Consider the following 17,936-nt stretch of genomic DNA (forward strand, 5'->3'; position numbering starts at 1 on the left):
GGTACGGGGAGGACATGGACAGAGATCCGCTGCCCGCGCCGCCGCCGGTCCCGCCGCCCACCCCGGACCCGGCTCCCCAGCCGGAACCGCTGGTCCCGCCCTCCGAGCCGCCGCCCGGTCCCGCGCCGCAGCCGCCCGGCCCGGTGCCGCCGGGTCCCGCGCCCGACCCCGTCCCTCCCGGCCCGCCGCCGGAGCCGACGCCGCCCGGTCCCGCGCCCGAGCCGTCGCCACCGGGCCCGCCGCCCGATCCGGTGCCGCCTGGGCCCGCGCCCGATCCCGTCCCGCCGACGCCCCAGCCGAGTCCTCCCCCGCCACCCGCCTGAGCCTCTGGGGCGCGCCGCCGCCGCATGCCCGTCGTCCCCGCGCGCCGGTCACCGCGGCGCGCCCGGTCAGGGGAGGCGGCGCGGCCCGAGCTCCGGCCTGGGCCCGGGTGGACGCTCCAGGCGCAGCGACGCCCCGCCGACCGCGACACCGGACGCGTCCGCCATGACCGGGTCCAGTTCCAGGCGCGCCACCTCGGGCAGGTCGTAGCCGAGACGTGACACGCGGAGGAGCAGCTCCTCCAGCGCGGCGACGTCCACCGGCTCGGCGCCGCGGTGCCCGAGCAGGAGCGGGGCCGTCCGGACGGCGCGGACCAGCTCCGCGGCCTCGGCGTCCGCGAGCGGCCCCAGCCGGTAGGCGCGATCGTCCAGGAGCGCGGCGGTCTCGTCGGCCAGCCCGAAGGAGACGACCGCGCCGAACGAGGGGTCCTCCATGGTGACGATGCGGGTCGGCACTCCCCCGCCGTCCCGGAGGCCGATGCCGTAGCAGCCGAGGAGCTCGGACGCCTGCTCCGGTGTCGCCCGCACCGGATCCCCCGAATCGAGCCAGCCCTCGACGAGTGCCCGCGCGCGCTCGCGGTCGGCGTCGGCGAACTCCGGCATGTGACCGGCCGGGCGCCGCCGCCACCGCGCGTACCCGATGACGTACGCCAGCGCCCGGACGGCGTCCTCGGGCGCCGGGTACGACGGGATCGACCCCTCGGCGGCCGCGCCGTCCGGCCCGGGGACGCGCAAATCCGCGGGCATGCCTTCCAAACCCAGATAGGTCGCGACGATCGGCTTCGTGCTCTCCTCGGCCAGCCGCAGGATCCGCTCCGGGACGCGCAGGTCGTAGCCGCCGATCGTCGGAGGCGTGAACAGCGCGACCACCGCGTCGACGGTGTCGTCGCCCAAGGCCCCCGCGAGGGCGGCCTCGTACTCGTCGGCGCCCGCGCGCGGCCCGAGGTCGAGCCGCGGCCTGACCTCCAGGCCGAGCGCCAGCGCCGCGTCCTGCGCGAGGAGGCCCAGCGAGTCGGAGTTGTCGATGATCGCGATCCGGTCGCCGGCGGGAAGCGGCTGGTACGCCAGCAGCTGCGCCACGTCGAACAGCTCCGACAGGTCCTCGACACGGATCACCCCGGCCTGCGCGAAGAGCGCGCTGACCGCGTGGTCCGGCAGGGTCAGCGCGCGCGCCGCGTGCCCGATCGGGACGCCCTGCGTGCCGCGCCCGCTCTTGACCGCCACGATCGGCTTGCGGCGCCCGAGCCGGCGCGCGAGCCGCGCGAACTTCCGCGGGTTGCCCAGCGACTCCAGATACAGCAGGACGGCCTTGGTCGCCGGGTCCTCTTCCCAGTACTGCATCAGGTCGTTGCCGGACACGTCGGCGCGGTTCCCGGCGGAGACGAACGTGGACAGCCCGAGGCCGCGTCCCGCCGTCCGCTGGAGGATCGCGATACCGAGCGCCCCCGATTGGGAGAAGAAACCCACCGGGCCACGCCCGGGCAGGGTCGGAGCCAGCGTCGCGTTCAGCCGCACCTCCGGGTCGGTGTTGGCGATGCCCAGGCAGTTGGGGCCGACGACACGCATCCCGTAGGCGCGGGCGAGACGGACCAGCTCCTCCTGGGACGCCCGTCCCTCCGGGCCCGTCTCCCCGAATCCGGACGACACCACGACCAGCCCGTGCACGCCCTTGCCCGCGCACTGCTCCACCACGTCGTGCACGGCGTCCGCCCGGACGGCGACGACCGCGAGGTCCACCCCGTCCGGGATCTCCAGGACCGACGCGTACGCGCGGACCCCCGCGACGGCCACGGCGGTCGGATGCACCGGGTACACGGGGCCGGTGAAGTCCCCGCCGAGCAGGTTCCGCAGGACGGTCTGCCCGACGCTGTGCTCGGCCCGGCTCGCGCCGATCACCGCCACCGAGCGGGGGAACAGAAGCCGCTGGATCGACCGCGACTCGGCCCGGTGCTCGCGCGCCGCCATGACCTCCAGCGAGGTCTCGGTGGGCTCCAGCTCCAGGACCAGCTCGATGACGCCCTCCTCGAACCGCTGCCCGACCTGGTAGCCCGCCTCCCGGAACACCCGCGTCATCCTCCGGTTGTCCGGCAGGACGCTCGCGACGAACCGGCGCACGCCCCGCTCCCGCGCCGCCGCGGCGATGTGCTCCAGGAGCACCGCGCCGAGCCCCCGCCCCTGGTGCGCGTCCTCGACCAGGAACGCGACCTCGGCCGTCTCCGGGCGGTCGGTGAGGCGGTCGTACCGGACGACCGCCACCATCTCCTCGCCGATCGTGGCGATCAGCGCGACGCGCCGGTCGTGGTCGACGGACGTGAAGTGCTCGATCTCACGGTCGGTGAGCCGCGGGCGCGGCGAGAAGAACCGGTAGTAGATCGACTCCGGCGACAGCCGCGCGTAGAACACGCGCAGGAGCTCGGCGTCGGCGGTCCGGATGGGCCGCAGATGGGCCGTCCCGCCGTCGCTGAGGACGACGTCGGCCTCCCACTGATCCGGGTAACGCTCGGTCACGGATCCGAGCGTAAGGCACGCCGTCCCAGGTCGCCGCGCCGGGAAATTCGAGGCTTCCTTGGTTTCGCTGCGCGTTCGAGACCTAATCGGGGGGCAAGAGCTGTTACGGTCGAGCACACGCCCTGAATGCCGCTCGCGCGGGCCGTGTTGATCGAGGTGATGACTCCATGACGCGCGTGGTCGTGGTCGGCGATCTGATGACAGACACCGTGGCGCGTGCCGCGTTCCCCCTGGCCAAAGGCAGTGACACGCCCGCGGCCGTGACGATCCACGGGGGCGGCTCGGGCGCCAACGTGGCCTCGTGGCTCGCCCTGGAGGGGATCGAGGTGGCCTTCGTCGGCCGCCGCGGCTCCGACATCGCCGGCCGGAACCGGGACATGGAGCTGATGGGGTACGGCGTCGACGCCCGCCTCGTCATGGACCAGGAACGTCCCACCGGCACGTGTGTGGTCATGGTCACCCACAAGGGCGACCGCACCATGCTCTCTGACCCCGGCGCCAACGCCGCCCTCCTACCCGAGGACATCGAGCGCTGCAAGGACCTGTTCGTCCAGAGCACGCACCTGCACCTGTCCGGTTACTCGCTGATCAACGAGGGCTCGCGGAAGGCCGCCACCCACACCCTCGACCTCGCCCGCAAGGCGCAGATGTCGATCTCGGTGGACGGCGGCTCGTCCTCACCCCTCAAGCGGATGGGCGCCGAGCCGTTCCTGGAGTGGACGCAGGGCGCCCGGCTGCTGGTCGTCAACGCCTCCGAGGCCGAGATCCTCACCGGCCGCGACAACCCCGACCAGGCCGCCAAGGTGCTCACCGCCTGGTACCCGCAGGTCGTGGTGAAGGTCGGCGCCGACGGCGCCCTCTGGTACACCAACGGCAGGCCCGAGCCGGTCACCGTCGCCGCCGAGCCCATCGAGAAGATCGTCGACGGCACCGGCGCGGGCGACGCCTTCATCGCCGGGTTCCTGCCCCCGTGGCTGGACGGCAAGCAGCCCGCCGACGCGCTCACCGCCGGATGCCGCCTCGCCGCCACGGCCATGCAGCACCTCGGCGCCCGCCCGTCCCTGGACGTGGTCGACAACCAGATCAAGAACTGACCGGGGGTCAGGCCAGCGGCGTGTAGGTGCGGACGTCCTCGCGCACCGCCGCCCACAGCCGGTTCAGCGGGTGCCCGGCGTCGTAGCGCTCCAGGTCGTCGCGGCGGACGAACGCGCCCGTCATCAGCTCGGCCCGGGGCTCCAGGTCGTCGTCCAGCGTGATCGCGCGCAGCGGCACGCCGTCGGGATCGTCCCGCCCGGCCATGCCGCGGCCGATCGAGCCCGTCACGATCATGCAGCCGCGGACGAACCCGGACCTCAGCAGCGACAGGCCGTAGTGGACGTCGTCGATGTCGGCGACCACGTTCAGCCGGTCCCGGAAGCCCGCCCCGTACCAGGTCGCGAGCAGATCGGCGACCAGGCCCGCGGGCGGCACCACCAGCGGCACGCCGGCGAGCGCGCTCGTGCGCACCGGCGCGTCCGGCAGCTCCGCCTCCGGCAGGTTCGTCAGCAGCAGCGCCTGGCCGCGCGCGTACTCGACGATCTCGTAGTCCCTGAGCCGCAGGTCACCCTCCGGCGTGCTGACGATGCTGCCGCAGATCAGGTCGACCTGCTTGGTCTCCAGCCGCGTCCACAGGTCCTTGGTGCGGACGTGCGCGACCTTGAACTCCACCTCGCGCTGCCGGAACTCCTCCGACACCCGCTGCCACGCCCGCGACACGATCGGCAGCGTGAACTCCGTCGTGCCGACCGTGAGCATCCGCCCGAGCCGCCGGCGGCTCCAGTGGATGGACTCCAGCCAGCTCGCGAACGTCGTGCGCGCCAGCTCCACCGAGGTCTCCCCGGTGGGCGTGAACAGGAAGTCCTTCCCCCGCCCCTGCCGGACGGTCAGCACCTCCCCGCACAGCGCCTGGCTGCTGCGGTTGAGGGTGTCCAACTGCTTCTGGACGCTCGACTGCTCACGCCCGAGCACGCGGGCCGCCCGCAGCGCCGAACCCGTCTCGTACACCACGAGCAGCGTCCGCAGCTGGTCGAACGTGCTGTCGAGCAGCGCGGGCGGGCAGGTCAGCAACTCGTCGAGTGACGGGGACACGGGGAGGGACATTACTACCGGCTCCCGAAATGGCCGAGCGGTCATCCCGGCGGGAAATGATGACATTTCCCGCTGAACTTATCTCAAGATGTTCTTCAAAACAACTGGACAGACTTTTCTGACCTCTAGAACACTTTCAACCCGTCCCCGACCGAGGAAGTGCGCTTGTGAGCTCGCCCGACCCCGTCCGCCCCGTCCCGCCCCCGGACGTGCCCGCGAAGATCGTCGCGTCCGTGCCCACCACGCTCAGGGTCGAGCCCGCGGACAAGCTCGTCTACCCGGCGAAGGCGGGCACCTGAGACTCCCGGTCCGCCGCGGCTCTTCTCCGCCGCGGCGCCCGGGCCGATCGCCGGCCCGTGCGCGGGGCCGCGCGCACGGGCCGGCCACATCACCCGCCCGCGCCGACAGGGGCGCGCGGGCGGGGCGGCCCCGGACCATGCCCGCCGCGATCCCGGCTCTGGGACCCGGCGGGCGGTCATCACCTGATCGGGCTTGTGCGGGCGCGCTTCATCCGCCCCGTGGGAGCGGCCTCCGCCCTTACCCCACCGGACGGCCGGCGCACTCGCACAACGCCTGAGCACCTTTGCCGCAGGACGCGATGGGCCCGCCGGCCTTTCGGCCCCCCGGGCCGGGCCGTGGCCCTCCGCCGGGCTAGGGGGTGGGAACGGGCGCGCTGCGCGGCGCATGCGGGCGCTCACCGTCCTCCGGCAGGGAGCCGTCACCGGACGTCCCTGCGCCGCCCTGGGAGCCTTGCACCTTGGCGCCGGACGACGACCGCGGCCGGTAGGCGCCCTCGTCCCCGGGAGACGGCGCCGACGATCCGGTGACCGCCGGGGGGCGCGGCACGGCGGGCGGCACGTCGCTCCCGGACGCCGGCGGCAGGGTGCGCAGCAGCACCGCCGACGCGACGACGGGGAGGGCGACCGCGAACAGGGTCGTCGCCGAGCGGCGCCCGCGCCGTGCGGAACCACCGCGGGAACGTCCTTCGCACGCCGCGGAACCCGGCGGCGGCGCGGCCGCGTCGCGCGGATCCGGAGCCGGTCCGTAGTCCATCGTGAAACCCCCAGAGATCACCTATGGCGCACGACCGGTGACTTCGAGTCCATTTTCGATGTGTCCCCCACACCGCACCTGGCCGTGTCCGCGAATCCTTAGCCCGGGTGTGCCGGGCGGCGCGCTACAACGGAACCCCTCGCGACTTTACCTCAGGGAGGATAAGGAATTGATCGGCGGGGTGGTCCGACCAATGTTCGGGTTATGGCGCGAAACCGCCGTCACCCGGTCAGAGCCCGAATGCCGGCTTTTGTTCGCCCTCCCGCCTGGCCGAAGTCGGCCGGTCCGTCTGCGCGCTCTTCCAGCGCCGCGGGCCGGGTGGGCCGATGATGTCCGTCAGCGCCGGGAGCGGCGGAGGCGGATGGGGGGCGTACATGGCGGTGACCGGACCGGGTGCCCGGCGGCCTGACGGGCTGCGGGTGTTGTACCTGACGGCCTCCCCGCGCGGTGATCTCCGCGTGGACGAGGAGGTCCGCCGCGTCCAGAAGGCCGTGCGCGCCGCGGTGCACCGGGACGCGGTGCACATCGAGCATCAGCCCGCGGCGACCCTGGACGATCTGCTGGACGGCCTGACCCGGGTCGTGCCGGACGTCGTCGCCTTCTCCGGCCACGCCGACGAGCACTCCCTGGGGCTGGACAGCGGCGCCGACACCCCGAACCCCGGGCACAGGCTGCCGGTGCGGGTGTTCGTCCAGGCGATGGGCGCGGTCGACAGGCCGCCGAGCCTGGTGGTGCTCAACGCCTGCAGGTCCGAGGCGCATCTGGCCGAGCTGGTCCGGGTGGTGCCGCTGGCGGTGGGGATGCGCGGCGGCATCGGCGACGAGGCCGCGATCGGCTTCGCCGCCCGCTTCTACGCGGCGCTGACCGACGGGCAGTCGGTGCAGGCCGCCTACCGGCTCGCCCGGCTGCAACTGGAGGGCTCGGGCATGCCCGAAGCGGACCTGCCGGTCCTCGCCCGAGGCGCGGGCGCCGACCCCGCGGCCACCACACTGGTCCCGCCGCACCCTTCGAAGCCGGATCCGGCCTTGGCCTGACCGGATCCGGCGTCCACCAGGCCGCTTCGCCGCCGGCTTCGTCCGCCGACGTCCAGCGCACGCGCCTGGACGGCTACCTGGCGGCAGCGCACCGCGCCGCCGGGCACCACCCGTACGAGGACATCGACAGCGACGGCGCCCCTCCGCTCGACAAGGTCTACCTGCCCCAGCGGGTTGCCCTCCAGCAGGGTCCCGGCGAGGGTGAACCCGGTTCGTCCGCTGCTCGGCAGCTCTACGCACCCGACATCCTGTCGAGCGGGCAGAACTGTGTCGTCCTGGCCGGTGCGGGCGGAGGAAAGTCCAGCCTTCTGGGAGATCATCTGGCGCACAGCATCGGACGGTGGGTCGCCGGTGAGGGCGACGCCACGGTCCCGGTGCTGGTCCCCGCCCGTTTCCTGGTCGGGCAGCCGTCGCTCACCGACGCCATCGCCGCCGCGGTGGCGAGCGAGCTGACTCCCGTCACAAGGCTCGACCCGGACCTGTTCGCCCTCCCGCCGACGGACGGCGCCCGGTGGCTGGTCCTCGTGGACGGCGTGGACGAGGTGCCCGACATCTCAGCACGAAGGCGGGTCCTCCGGACCATCGCCGGGTTCATGCGGGACGGCGATGCCGACCACTACCGTTTCGTCGTCGCGACCCGGCACCCGGCCGCCGGTGAGCTCGACGTCTTCGGCTCCGCCGTTCCGCGCTACACGTTGCTGCCGTTCAATGACGAGGAGATCACGGAGCTCGCGGCGGGCTGGTTCGGGGTACCGGACGCCGACGACACCGCCGCGCGATTCACCGGCCTGCTGCGCCGGACCGGCTATATCGACCTGGCCCGGGTACCGCTTATCGCCGTGATGCTGTGCCTTCTCTATCAGGCCCACGGCGAACTGCCGCGGGGTAGGCGAAGCGATGTCTACGAGGAATTCATCAGGCATCTCCGCACCCGCGCGACGGAACGTTACGACACCACCGAGCAGGCCGAGGAAGCCCTGAAACGCTGGGGCGGGACGACGGTCGAGCGCGGACGGCGGACGATGGACCACCTGCCCTCCCTCATCGAGCGATTCGCCGCCCAACGCCGCGAAGGCGAGACCTCCCTGTCGCCCGTGGATTTCCTGGCGGGCCAACCCGAGGCGGAATGCCCCTCGGAAGACCTCGAACTGCGGGACCACGCGTGGAGGCGATTCCTGGAGGAGGCGTTGCTGCGCAGCGGACTGCTGACCAGGCGCCCGGGCGGTCTGGAATTCCCCCACTGGACCGTCCTCGAATATCTGGCGGCCCGCCACCGCACCCGCGACGCGGAGGCGTGCTCGGCGGAACTGCGCCGGCTCATCGACCGCCGCTGGACCAAAGCTCCCGGCGTGTTCTTCCGCCACCGGACCTGGAGCATGTCCCGCCACGCGACCGATCCGCTCATCGCCCTGTGGCGGGGGATCCCGGCGCCGATCGACCGGACCGACATGTCGTACGCGGGGTTCGTGCTCGACGCCGCGAGGAGGCGGGACCCCGAGGGCACCGACCGGAGACTCCTGGAGGTCGCCCAGCGCGGCGGCGTCGAAGGCGGCACGTTCGTGGCCCTCCAGGCCCGGTCCGGCACAGCCGTCCCCGACGAGATCTCGACGGCCGCCCTCTCCACCCTGGTCGCCGTGGCGACAAGCCCACCGACCAGGGCCGTCACCGGATGCGAGCGCGTGCTCGCGGCCGACACCCTCCTCAGGATCGACGACGAACGCGGCGTCACGGCACTGGAGGACATCGCAAAGGACCCGGACATCATCGACGTCGTCGATCCGTGGAATCTGCGCTCACACCACCTCCAGTCACTTCTGTTCGCCCTGATCCCCCTGATCCTGTACTGGCCTCAATTGGCCGTCCTCTCACTCCCCTTGATATTTTTCGGCCCTTTCGACCACGTGCGGGCGCGCTCGATAAGCCGAAGAGAGACCATCGCGGCGCTCGGCGCACTGTTCCGCAACCCCGTTTTCCGCAGTGAAGCACGCGTTCAGGCGGCCAGGGCGCTCTCCGCCTTCGGCGACCGGCGCGGCTACCGCTCCATGGCGAGCTCCCTGGCGAAACTCGCCGAGGACTCCACACTGGACGCCGTGGGCCGCGCGCGCCTGCTGAAGGAATCGTCCGAACTCGAACAAGAATCCCTTGCGCCGCACCGGCACCGCTGACCGCGAACGGCCTTGTCCCCTCCCCGCGAGGTGCACATACTTTTCCTGAGGGAGGGCGCCGTGGCAGGAGAGATCGAGCCGCTGAGCGACCAGGACCGCGCCGAGATCGCCGCCGGTCTCCGCCGCGCCTACCACGCCTCCCTGAGGCACTGGCCTCGCCGCGTGATCTGGGTCGAGTCCCCACAAGGAATGCGGCCATACCACTCCTGGGGCGGCCGACAGAGGGCATTGACCGCCCGAGACCGCATTCGCGCCCTGTGCTGGCGCGCGCTGTCGATACTGGCGTCCACGCTCTGCCTCTACCTGGTCTTCCTCCCCTTCGCTGCGATCGTGTACGTCGCCCTGCGCACGGGCGAGCCCCAGGTGGGCCTCCTCGGCGCGAGCCTCGCCAAGCTGAGCTGGCTCGAAGCCCTCTACGTCTACTCGGGCCTCTTCCTCTTCGTCTGGCTCTGCTGCGGTTCACCGATGGTCACCGCGGATGGCGGGTACTCCGAATTCCCCTTCACGTTCAATGACCAGGTCAAGCTGCACACTCCGAGAAAAGCGCAAATTGAGAAGCCTCCATATCCGTTCTCGACCGCCGTTCTCACCTCGGCCAACAATGGCGATATCAAGGGCCTGCAAGACTGCCTCTTCTACGGCGGCCCGGGACGAGCCTTCGCATGCGCGACCTTCCGTGATCTCGCAATCGTGGTCGAACCGCCGTCGGTCATGCACACCGAGACGTTGCCCGACGGCACCACACGCCCGCACCGGGACGACGGTCCGGCTTTGCAATGGCCGGGCGGTGAGGACTACTTCTTCCTGCACGGCACCTTGGTACCGAAGGAACTGTTCGACGGCGAATGGGGCCTGCAGCAGTTCAGCACGACGCGGAACAGCGAGCTGCGTCGGCTGGCCATCGAACGCATGGGCTGGGAGACCTTCATCTCCAGAACCGGGCTCGAACCACTGGCCGAATCGGACGATCCCGCCAACCCCGGCGCCCTGCTGCGGCTCTACGACATCCCGAACGCCGACGCACGGCTCCTGGTGATGCGCAACGGCAGCCCCGACCGTTCCGGCGCCCACCGCGAGTACGCCGAACCGGTGCCCCCGCACCTGGACGATCCCGTCGAAGCCGCCGCCTGGCAATACGGCTGCCCGGTGGAGGTCTACCGGCGACTGGAACGACGCACCTGATCCCGAGGAGAGCCCATGCACACCTACGCGAGCGCACTGAACCTGATCGGCGTGACCGTCCCCGGCCACCTCGTCGCCGACGCCGAGGTCCCGATCCTGACCGGCCCCCAGGCCCAGGGCGACCTGCTGGTCCTCCCCACCACCCCGCCCTCGTCCGACGACTGGCAGATCGTCTCCGCAACGGGAGTGCAGGTCATCCACGGCGAGGCGACCGGGAACACCCACTGGCTTCACCCCGGATTCGACAGCCCCGGAGTGTCCTGGCTGCCGATGACCGGTCGGCGGCACTCCGAAGACGACCTCGCAGTCGGCTACCTGCGCGTCCCCCACGGCCAGGCCGCCCTCCTGATCCACACCGACGAACACGGCGCCAACGGAATCGGCGCAGGCGACTACGTCCTCAACCGCAAACGCCAAGCACACGTCGCCTTCGAAGGCGCACCAAGAACGTCACGCACCCCGCATCCCGCCACGTCCCCCCTCTTCTCCGACCTGGTAGACGATTAAGGCGCCATTTCAACACCTGCAACCCCGCGCGCCCCCAGCCCGACCTCCGAAGCGCAACCAACAATCCCCTCCTGACCTGCGGCGTCAGCCGCATGGCCACAGCGGCGTACCACGCATCACCACCGCCGAGTCGAGTTCTCGGCCAGCCCAAGGCCGGTACCGCCTAGCATTCGAACGAACCGCGACACAGCCGGGTGCGTGCTACCCCTTGCACTGAGAGCTGGGTCGGCTCCAGGAAGGCCCGCCCCCACGCTGATGCGCCACACTGGCGCAGCGCTGCGCAGGTGCGGCCCGCGCATTGTGGCCCCACGCAGACGCGGCCCCACGCAGACGCGGCCCCGCGCTGGCGCGTCCCCACGTAGGCGCAGCCCACGCTGGTGTGCGGCCCCACGCTGGTGTGTCCCAGGCGGGCAAGACCCCACGCAGGTATGGCCCCACGCAGACGCGGCTCCGCATTGGCGCAGCCCCACGCAGACGCGGGCCCGCGCAGTGTGGCCCCGCACAGGCGTGCCCCCCACGTAGGCGCGGCTTTCCACGCTGATGCCGCCCCACGCAGATGTGCCCCCGCGCTGATGCGGCCCTACGCAGGCGTGGCCCCAGCGTTGATGTGTGGTCCCGCGCTGGCGCGGCCCACGCAGGCGCAGCCCCACGCTGGTGCGACACCACGCTGGTGTGCAGCCCCACAATGGCGCGGCCCACGCAGGCGCGGCCCCACGCAGACGCGGACCCGCGCAGTGTGGCCCCGCACAGGCGTGCCCCCCACGTAGGCGCGGCTTCCCACGCTGATGCCGCCCCACGCAGATGTGCCCCCGCGCTGACGCGGCCCTACGCTGATGCGGCCCTACGCAGGCGTGGCCCCGCGTTCATGTGTGGTCCCGCGCTGGCGCGGCCCACGCAGGCGCAGCCCCACGCTGGTGTGCGACACCACGCTGGCGTGCAGCCCCACACTGGCGCGGCCCGCGCAGGCGTGGCCCCGCGCAGGTGCGTGACCCCGCGCAGGCGTGCAGCCCCACAATGGCGCGGCCCTACGCAGGTGCGGCCCCGCGCTGATTTGTGGTCCCGCGCAGCCGCGGCCCCACGCGGGCGTGGCCCCGCGCAGTGTGAGCTTCCGCGCAGGCACGGCCCCACACTGGCGCGGCCCCACGTAGGCGCGACCCCACGCTGGTGTGTGGCACCAACGCTGGTGTGCGGCCCCACACTGGCGTAGCGCTGCGCAGGTGCGCGCCGCACCGGTGTGGCTTCACGCTGATGCGGCCCGCACTGGTGCAGCCCCACGTCGGTGTGGCCCCGCGAAGGTGCGGCACCACGCTGGCGCAGCGCTGCGTAGGTGCGGCCCGCACTGGTGTGGCCACGCACGGGTGGGGGTGGGGTGCTGGGGCGTTTGGGCGAGCTGGGAGCGGCCTAAGGCGGGGGGCGGAGGCTAAGGCACTCTGCGGGTTCGGGATAGGGCTTCGTCCCGATGTGGGGTGGGGGGCCTTAGGACGAACCTTGTACATGTCGGGCCGGGAGGGTCCGGCAGGAAACAGGGAGCAGCACATGATCCGCCCGGAGTTCTCCAGGGACCTCGTCAACGACCGAGTGGCCGCGCTTCGCGCCGAGGCGCGCAACGCCCGGCGGGCACGGCTTGCCAAGGCGCTCAAGCGGTGACAACGCCATGCGGCACCTACCGGTACACGCCCCCGCCTTCTGGCGGGGGCGTGTCTTTTCCGCGCGGTGGCCCATGTGCCGCGGTCAGTTGGGTGTCGCGAGGGTCAGGGGGAGGACGGCGGGGGCGCCGGCCTCTCTGAGGAGCCGGGTGGCCACCGTCATGGTCCAGCCGGTCTCGACGCGGTCGTCGACCAGGAGGACGGGACCGGTCGCGTCGGGGAGGGCCGCCGCGAGTTCGGGGGGGACGGTCAGCGCCTGCCAGACCGAGCGGAGACGCTGGGCGCTGTTGTGGCGGCGGGGCACCGGGTCTCCGGCCGGGACCAGCTCACCCAGGTAGGGAAGGCGGCCGATGTCGGCTATCCGACGGCCGAGGCTCGTGACCAGGCGGGGACGGGAACGCGAGCCGATCGTGACGACGCCGGTGGGGCGGGCCGGCCAGTCCCAGGCGGCGAGGACCTTGACGACGGCGTCGACCATGTCGGAGGGGACGTCGGTGTCGCCGGAGGCGAACAGGTCGCGCAAGCGGTTGCCCCAGCCGATGTCGGTGAGACGGCCCAGGGCCCTGCCCGTCTCGGCCTGCTGGTCGGCCTTGATGCGGCCGGAAACGCCCAGGTCGTCCTTGACGCCGGTGGGCCACATGCGGCGGGGGGCGATGTCCACGCCCGGGCGGTGGAGGCGGTCGCGGGCCCGGGTTGCGCCCTCCGGGGTGACGTCGGCCGACCAGTGGTCGCCGGTGCAGTTGTCGCAGCGCCCGCAGGGGACGGCGGACGGGTCGTCGAGCTGGTCGCGCAGGAACTTCTCGCGGCAGCCCTCCGTGGCGATGTAGTCGAGCATCGCCTGCTGCTCGCGGCGGCGTTCGGAGGTGACGCGCTCGTAGCGCTCGCGGTCGTAGGACCAGGGGCGGCCGGTGGCGGTCCAGCCGCCCTTGACGCGGCGTGCGGCGCCGTCGACGTCGAGGACCTTGAGCATCATCTCCAGGCGGGCGCGGTTGAGGTCGACCAGGGGTTCCAGGGCGCCCGTCGACAGGGGGCGGCCGGCGTTCTCCAGGACGTCGAGCGTCGTGCGGACCGTGGGTTCGGGCGGGAACGCCAGGCTCGCGAAGTACGCCCAGATGTCACGGTCCTCCGGTCCCGGCAGCAGGATGACCTCGGCGCGGTCGACCCCGCGGCCCGCGCGGCCGATCTGCTGATAGTAGGCGACCGGGGACTGCGGGGCGCCGACGTGGACGATGAAGCCGAGGTCGGGCTTGTCGAAGCCCATGCCGAGGGCGCTGGTGGCGACCAGGGCCTTGAGCTTGTTGTCCCGCAGGTCCTGCTCGGCCTGGAGCCGCTCGGCCTGCTCGGTCTGCCCGGAGTAGGCGGTGACCTCGTGGCCGCGGTCGCGGAGGTAGCCGGTGATCTCGTGGGCGGCGGCGACGGTGAGGGTGTAGATGATGCCGGAGCCCGGCAGCCTCTCCAGGTGCTCTCCGAGCCAGGCGACGCGCTGCTCGGCGGTGGGGACCTTCACCACGGCGAGGCGCAGGGACTCGCGTTCGAGCGGGCCGCGCAGGACGAGGGCGTCGTCGCCGGCGAGCTGCTCGGCGACGTCCTGGGTGACGCGGGCGTTGGCGGTGGCGGTGGTGGCGAGGACGGGGATGCCGGGCGGCAGCTCGGCGAGGAGGGTGCGCAGGCGGCGGTAGTCGGGACGGAAGTCGTGGCCCCAGTCGGAGATGCAGTGCGCCTCGTCCACCACGACCAGGCCCGCCCCGGCGGCGAGCTTGGGCAGGACGAGGTCGCGGAAGTCGGGGTTGTTCAGGCGCTCGGGGCTGACCAGGAGGACGTCGACCCGTCCAGCCTCGACCTCGGTGAAGATCTGCTCCCAGTCGTCGGTGTTGGAGGAGTTGATGGTGCGGGCGTGGATGCCGGCCCGGTCGGCGGCCTCGATCTGGTTGCGCATGAGCGCCAGCAGCGGCGAGACGATCACGGTGGGGCCCGCGCCGCGCCCGCGGAGCAGCCGGGTCGCCACGAAGTAGACGGCGGACTTGCCCCAGCCGGTGCGCTGGACGACCAGGGCGCGGCGCCGCTCGACGACGAGCGCGTGGATCGCCGTCCACTGGTCGTCGCGGAGGCGCGCCCGGTCGCCGGCGAGGGCGCGCAGGCACCGCTCGGCCTCGTCACGGAGTCCCTCGAATTCGCTCATGCCCCCTTGGTACCAGCGGCGGCGTGGCGTCCGCACCAGAATCGAATTCTGTGGACAACCTCGCATGATTGTGGCGCGGCGCGCCCTGGGTAGCCTCCCCATCAAGATCGGTTTCGCGGAGAAAGGGACCCGGGGGGCGGATGGGCGCGGCGGAACGCTTGCGGCGGACGTGGCACGCTCTCATGGACGTCTCTCCGCCCGAGCCTCCCGAGGACGAGCCCGGCGAGAACGTCGACACTTGGGCGGTCGACCTCGTGCTTCGTGTGGGCGAGCTGTTGCTCGCCAATGGCGAGACCACCGAGCGGGTGAACGAGGCCATGCTCGGCCTCGCGGTCGCCTACGAGCTGCCGCGCTGCGAGGTGCAGGTCACACTGACGAGCCTCCTGGTCAGCGCCCACCCGGGCAAGGGCGCGCCGCCGGTGACGGGCTCGCGGGCCATCCGGCGCCGCACGCCCGCGTTCTGGCGGCTCACAGCGCTGCACAATCTCGTCCAAGAAGCCTCCATCGGCATGCTGGAGCTGGACGAGGCGCACCGGAGGCTCGCGGAGATGAAGCGGGGACGCGCCCCCTACCCGCCGTGGCTGATCGTCGTCTCGCTGGGGCTGATCGCCGCGTCCGGCAGTGTCCTGGCGGGCGGCGGCCCGCTCGTGGCGGGGACGGCGTTCGTTGCCACGCTGCTCGGCGACCGCACCGCGGCCGCGCTGGCGCGGCGCGGTGTCGCGGAATTCTTCCAGCTGACGGTGGCGTCGGCGATCGGCGCGGGCGGCGCGGTGCTGGTGGTCGGCATGGGCAACCCCGCGCACGCGTCCACGATCGTCACGGGCGCGATCCTGGCGCTGCTGCCGGGGCGCCCGCTGGTGGCGAGCATCCAGGACGGCATCACCGGCGACCTGGTGAGCGCCGGGGCGCGGATGCTGGAGGTCTTCTTCATGATCGCGGCGATCGTCGCCGGTCTGGGGGCGATGGTCTACCTCGGGGTCACGTTGGACGTGCCGATCGACGTCAGCCACCTGCCGCGCCCCGCGGCGACCCTCAAGCCCGTCGCGGTGATGGCGGCGGCCGCCGTCTCGGTGACGTTCGCGGTGTCGCTCGCGGCGCCCCGGGATGTTCTGACCGCGTCGGCTCTGGGCGGCGCGGTGATCTGGGTGCTGCACGTCCTCCTGCTGGGATGGGACGTTCCTCCCGTCCTGGCGTCGGCGGTGGCCGCGACGGTCGTCGGTGTGCTGTCGAACTGGCTCGCCAGGCGGCATCAGGCCCCGGTGATGCCGTTCGTGGTCCCGGCCATCGGACCGCTTCTGCCGGGGACGGCGCTGTACCGGGGCATGGTCGAGCTGAACACCGGCGCCCCCGAGACGGGCGTGCTGAGCCTCATCGGGGCCCTCTCGGTGGCGCTGGCCCTGGGCGCGGGCGTGAACCTCGGCGGGGAGCTCGTCCGCGCGTTCCAGCGCGTCGGCCTGAGCGCTTCCGGACGCTGGGCCCGGCCCGCCGCCCGGCGGACGCGCGGCTTCTGAGACCTGCCCTGCCGCGAAGTCCCGCCCCGCCGCGGAGAGCTGCGCGGCTTCGGAGAACTGTCGGTGGCGAAGGTTATGTTCGCCGCATGTACCGACAGGGAGACATCCTGATCATGCCGGTTCCGGAGGAGGCGGTCCCGCCGTCCGTCCGGGAGCTGCCGGCGGCCCCGCGCGACGGCCGCGGGCGCATGGTCCTGGCGCTCGGCGAGGCGACCGGTCACGCGCACGCGCTGACCGCGCCCGGCTCGCTGCTGCGGGTGCCCGACCCGCTCGCGCCCGACCACCTGCACCTGCCGTCGGGCGGGCGGCTGGTGCACGAGGAACACGCGGCGATCACCCTGCCCAAGGGCTGGTACCGGGTGATCCGGCAGCGCGAGTACGTGCCCGGCGCCGTCCGGGTCGTGGCGGACTGAGGCGCGGCATGTCCACCGGAGCATCACTCACCGAAGCACCCGCCGCCCGGCCGCCGCGCGCGGCGCACTACGTGGTCGGCGACTGGCAGTCCGTCGCCTTCGGCACCGGGCCCGCCGACCGCGGCCGGGCCGAGGCGGGCGTGGCCGCCGCCTACGCGTCCGCCGGGCTGGACGCCCCCGCACGGTACGTGTGGGTGCCCTCGCCCGCGCGGGGGGCCGTCGCCGCGGCCGTCCTCGCCGGGCACGGCGACCGCCTTCGCGAGGCCGGGCTGGGAGACCTGGTCGACCTCGCCCGGGGCGATCTCGGCGGGACGCCCGCGAGGGCGAGCGTCCTCACCGCCGTCAGGACGCGTCCGTGGGAGGCGGAACGCACCGCGGCCTGCTCCGAACAGGGGCCGGAGCAGTGGCCGCGGGTGTGGGCCGAGACCGGCGGCCTCCTCTGGAACCAGGTGCAGTCGCTGGTCACGCGGGTGCGCGCCGCTATCGGGGCTCTGGCCGTCCAGGGTCCCGGCGGTGAAAGCGGTGCGGGGTCCTCCGCGCAGGACGAGGCGGAGACCATCCTGCGCTCTGCCACCCTCGACGCGGTCCTGGGCCAGCACGACGCACCATGGCTCGCGCTGTTCGAGACGCTCGGGCGGCTGTCCGGCCCGCTGGACGGCCTGGCGGAGGCCGCACGCTCCGCGGGCTGGTGGTGGCCGTACGAGGACCTCGTGATCCTCTCCGAACGTCCGTCGGACCTGCACCGCGACGAGCCCGGGCGGCTGCACCGGGGCGACGGCCCGGCCATGGCCTATCCGGACGGGTTCTCCCTGCACGCCTGGCGTGGCATGCCGATCCCGCCCGACTTCGTGGACTCCCTGACCGGGCTCACCCCCGGCCGTATTTCCGCCGAGGAGAACGCCGAGCTGCGCCGGGTGATGCTGGAGATCTTCGGCTACGACCGGTACCTGGCCGAGACCGGCGCGCGTCCGCTGCACCGCGATGAGACGGGGGTGCTGTGGTCCATCGAACTGCCCGGTGACGAGCCCGTGGTCATGGTGGAGGTGGTCAACTCCACGCCCGAACCGGATGGGACGCGCCGCACCTATTACCTCCGTGTGCCGCCCGGCACGCGGACGGCGCGCGCGGGCGTCGCCTGGACGTTCGGAGTGGACGAGGCCGACTACCACCCGGAGAAGCAGACCTGAGCCTATGGACGACCGGTATCGCACCGGTCACGGCGGGTGTCCCTTGGTAGCACTTCCCCTGTCCCCAAGGGATACCCGCCCGGCTCCCGCGGTCTCAGCGGAAG

The 17,936-nt window shown here is 72.7% G+C and carries 14 protein-coding genes; 10 read left to right on the forward strand and 4 right to left on the reverse strand.

The window, feature by feature from the left end:
- The first annotated feature begins 14 nt into the window (after positions 1-14).
- Complete coding sequence (locus AGRA3207_RS07885; protein WP_231333898.1) at positions 15-323, forward strand: hypothetical protein; 309 nt, start codon at positions 15-17, stop codon at positions 321-323.
- A gap of 66 nt (positions 324-389) precedes the next feature.
- On the opposite strand, the gene AGRA3207_RS07890 is transcribed toward AGRA3207_RS07885, so the two are convergent.
- On the reverse strand, positions 390-2,828 hold the full coding sequence (locus AGRA3207_RS07890; protein ID WP_231333899.1) for a bifunctional acetate--CoA ligase family protein/GNAT family N-acetyltransferase: 2,439 nt from the start codon (positions 2,826-2,828) through the stop codon (positions 390-392).
- Between the two features lie 167 nt (positions 2,829-2,995).
- On the opposite strand from AGRA3207_RS07890, the gene AGRA3207_RS07895 reads away from it, so the two are divergent.
- Entirely contained in the window at positions 2,996-3,922 is a 927-nt protein-coding gene (locus tag AGRA3207_RS07895) for a carbohydrate kinase family protein (RefSeq protein WP_231333900.1), read from the forward strand.
- Between the two features lie 7 nt (positions 3,923-3,929).
- Here the strand turns inward: AGRA3207_RS07895 and AGRA3207_RS07900 are convergent, their stop codons facing one another.
- A complete protein-coding gene (locus AGRA3207_RS07900; RefSeq protein WP_231333901.1) occupies positions 3,930-4,955 on the reverse strand; it encodes a LysR family transcriptional regulator in 1,026 nt (341 codons plus the stop codon).
- A 167-nt stretch (positions 4,956-5,122) separates the two neighbouring features.
- Between AGRA3207_RS07900 and AGRA3207_RS39770 the strand changes: the two genes are divergently transcribed.
- Positions 5,123-5,254, forward strand: a complete 132-nt coding sequence (locus tag AGRA3207_RS39770; protein WP_273700016.1) for a hypothetical protein — start codon at positions 5,123-5,125, stop codon at positions 5,252-5,254.
- Positions 5,255-5,606: 352 nt separating this feature from the next.
- Here AGRA3207_RS39770 and AGRA3207_RS07905 read toward each other — a convergent pair whose 3' ends face one another.
- The gene (locus tag AGRA3207_RS07905) at positions 5,607-6,008 is read right to left on the reverse strand and encodes a hypothetical protein (protein ID WP_231333902.1); all 402 of its coding nucleotides are present in this window, start codon (positions 6,006-6,008) and stop codon (positions 5,607-5,609) included.
- 374 nt (positions 6,009-6,382) lie between these two features.
- On the opposite strand from AGRA3207_RS07905, the gene AGRA3207_RS07910 reads away from it, so the two are divergent.
- The 4 genes from AGRA3207_RS07910 (at position 6,383) to AGRA3207_RS07925 (ending at position 10,896) form a co-directional block, all read left to right on the forward strand.
- Positions 6,383-7,042, forward strand: coding sequence for a CHAT domain-containing protein (locus tag AGRA3207_RS07910; protein ID WP_231333903.1), 660 nt, complete (start codon positions 6,383-6,385; stop codon positions 7,040-7,042).
- 374 nt (positions 7,043-7,416) lie between these two features.
- Positions 7,417-9,207, forward strand: coding sequence for an NACHT domain-containing protein (locus AGRA3207_RS07915; protein ID WP_231333904.1), 1,791 nt, complete (start codon positions 7,417-7,419; stop codon positions 9,205-9,207).
- 60 nt (positions 9,208-9,267) lie between these two features.
- Positions 9,268-10,389 carry a DUF6745 domain-containing protein gene (locus AGRA3207_RS07920; protein ID WP_231333905.1) on the forward strand — a complete coding sequence of 374 codons (1,122 nt, stop codon included), beginning with the start codon at positions 9,268-9,270 and terminating at the stop codon, positions 10,387-10,389.
- Between the two features lie 15 nt (positions 10,390-10,404).
- On the forward strand, positions 10,405-10,896 hold the full coding sequence (locus AGRA3207_RS07925) for a hypothetical protein (RefSeq protein WP_231333906.1): 492 nt from the start codon (positions 10,405-10,407) through the stop codon (positions 10,894-10,896).
- Between the two features lie 1,731 nt (positions 10,897-12,627).
- Here the strand turns inward: AGRA3207_RS07925 and AGRA3207_RS07930 are convergent.
- A complete protein-coding gene (locus tag AGRA3207_RS07930; RefSeq protein WP_231333907.1) occupies positions 12,628-14,721 on the reverse strand; it encodes a RecQ family ATP-dependent DNA helicase in 2,094 nt (697 codons plus the stop codon).
- A 182-nt stretch (positions 14,722-14,903) separates the two neighbouring features.
- Between AGRA3207_RS07930 and AGRA3207_RS07935 the strand changes: the two genes are divergently transcribed.
- The 3 genes from AGRA3207_RS07935 (at position 14,904) to AGRA3207_RS07945 (ending at position 17,832) form a co-directional block, all read left to right on the forward strand.
- On the forward strand, positions 14,904-16,232 hold the full coding sequence (locus tag AGRA3207_RS07935; RefSeq protein WP_231333908.1) for a threonine/serine exporter family protein: 1,329 nt from the start codon (positions 14,904-14,906) through the stop codon (positions 16,230-16,232).
- Between the two features lie 86 nt (positions 16,233-16,318).
- The gene (locus AGRA3207_RS07940; protein ID WP_231333909.1) at positions 16,319-16,645 is read left to right on the forward strand and encodes a hypothetical protein; all 327 of its coding nucleotides are present in this window, start codon (positions 16,319-16,321) and stop codon (positions 16,643-16,645) included.
- 8 nt (positions 16,646-16,653) lie between these two features.
- Complete coding sequence (locus AGRA3207_RS07945) at positions 16,654-17,832, forward strand: DUF6745 domain-containing protein (protein WP_231333910.1); 1,179 nt, start codon at positions 16,654-16,656, stop codon at positions 17,830-17,832.
- The last annotated feature ends 104 nt before the right edge of the window (positions 17,833-17,936 follow it).

The organism is Actinomadura graeca, from assembly GCF_019175365.1.
Lineage (GTDB): Bacteria > Actinomycetota > Actinomycetes > Streptosporangiales > Streptosporangiaceae > Spirillospora > Spirillospora graeca.

Bases quoted from the DNA above. Each gene is read 5' to 3' on its own strand.
- AGRA3207_RS07945 (WP_231333910.1), top strand. From the start codon at position 16,654: ATGTCCACCGGAGCATCACTCACCGAAGCACCCGCCGCCCGGCCGCCG.
- AGRA3207_RS07910 (WP_231333903.1), top strand. From the start codon at position 6,383: ATGGCGGTGACCGGACCGGGTGCCCGGCGGCCTGACGGGCTGCGGGTG.
- AGRA3207_RS07940 (WP_231333909.1), top strand. From the start codon at position 16,319: ATGTACCGACAGGGAGACATCCTGATCATGCCGGTTCCGGAGGAGGCG.
- AGRA3207_RS07895 (WP_231333900.1), top strand. From the start codon at position 2,996: ATGACGCGCGTGGTCGTGGTCGGCGATCTGATGACAGACACCGTGGCG.
- AGRA3207_RS07885 (WP_231333898.1), top strand. From the start codon at position 15: ATGGACAGAGATCCGCTGCCCGCGCCGCCGCCGGTCCCGCCGCCCACC.
- AGRA3207_RS07905 (WP_231333902.1), bottom strand. From the start codon at position 6,008: ATGGACTACGGACCGGCTCCGGATCCGCGCGACGCGGCCGCGCCGCCG.
- AGRA3207_RS07925 (WP_231333906.1), top strand. From the start codon at position 10,405: ATGCACACCTACGCGAGCGCACTGAACCTGATCGGCGTGACCGTCCCC.
- AGRA3207_RS07930 (WP_231333907.1), bottom strand. From the start codon at position 14,721: ATGAGCGAATTCGAGGGACTCCGTGACGAGGCCGAGCGGTGCCTGCGC.
- AGRA3207_RS07935 (WP_231333908.1), top strand. From the start codon at position 14,904: ATGGACGTCTCTCCGCCCGAGCCTCCCGAGGACGAGCCCGGCGAGAAC.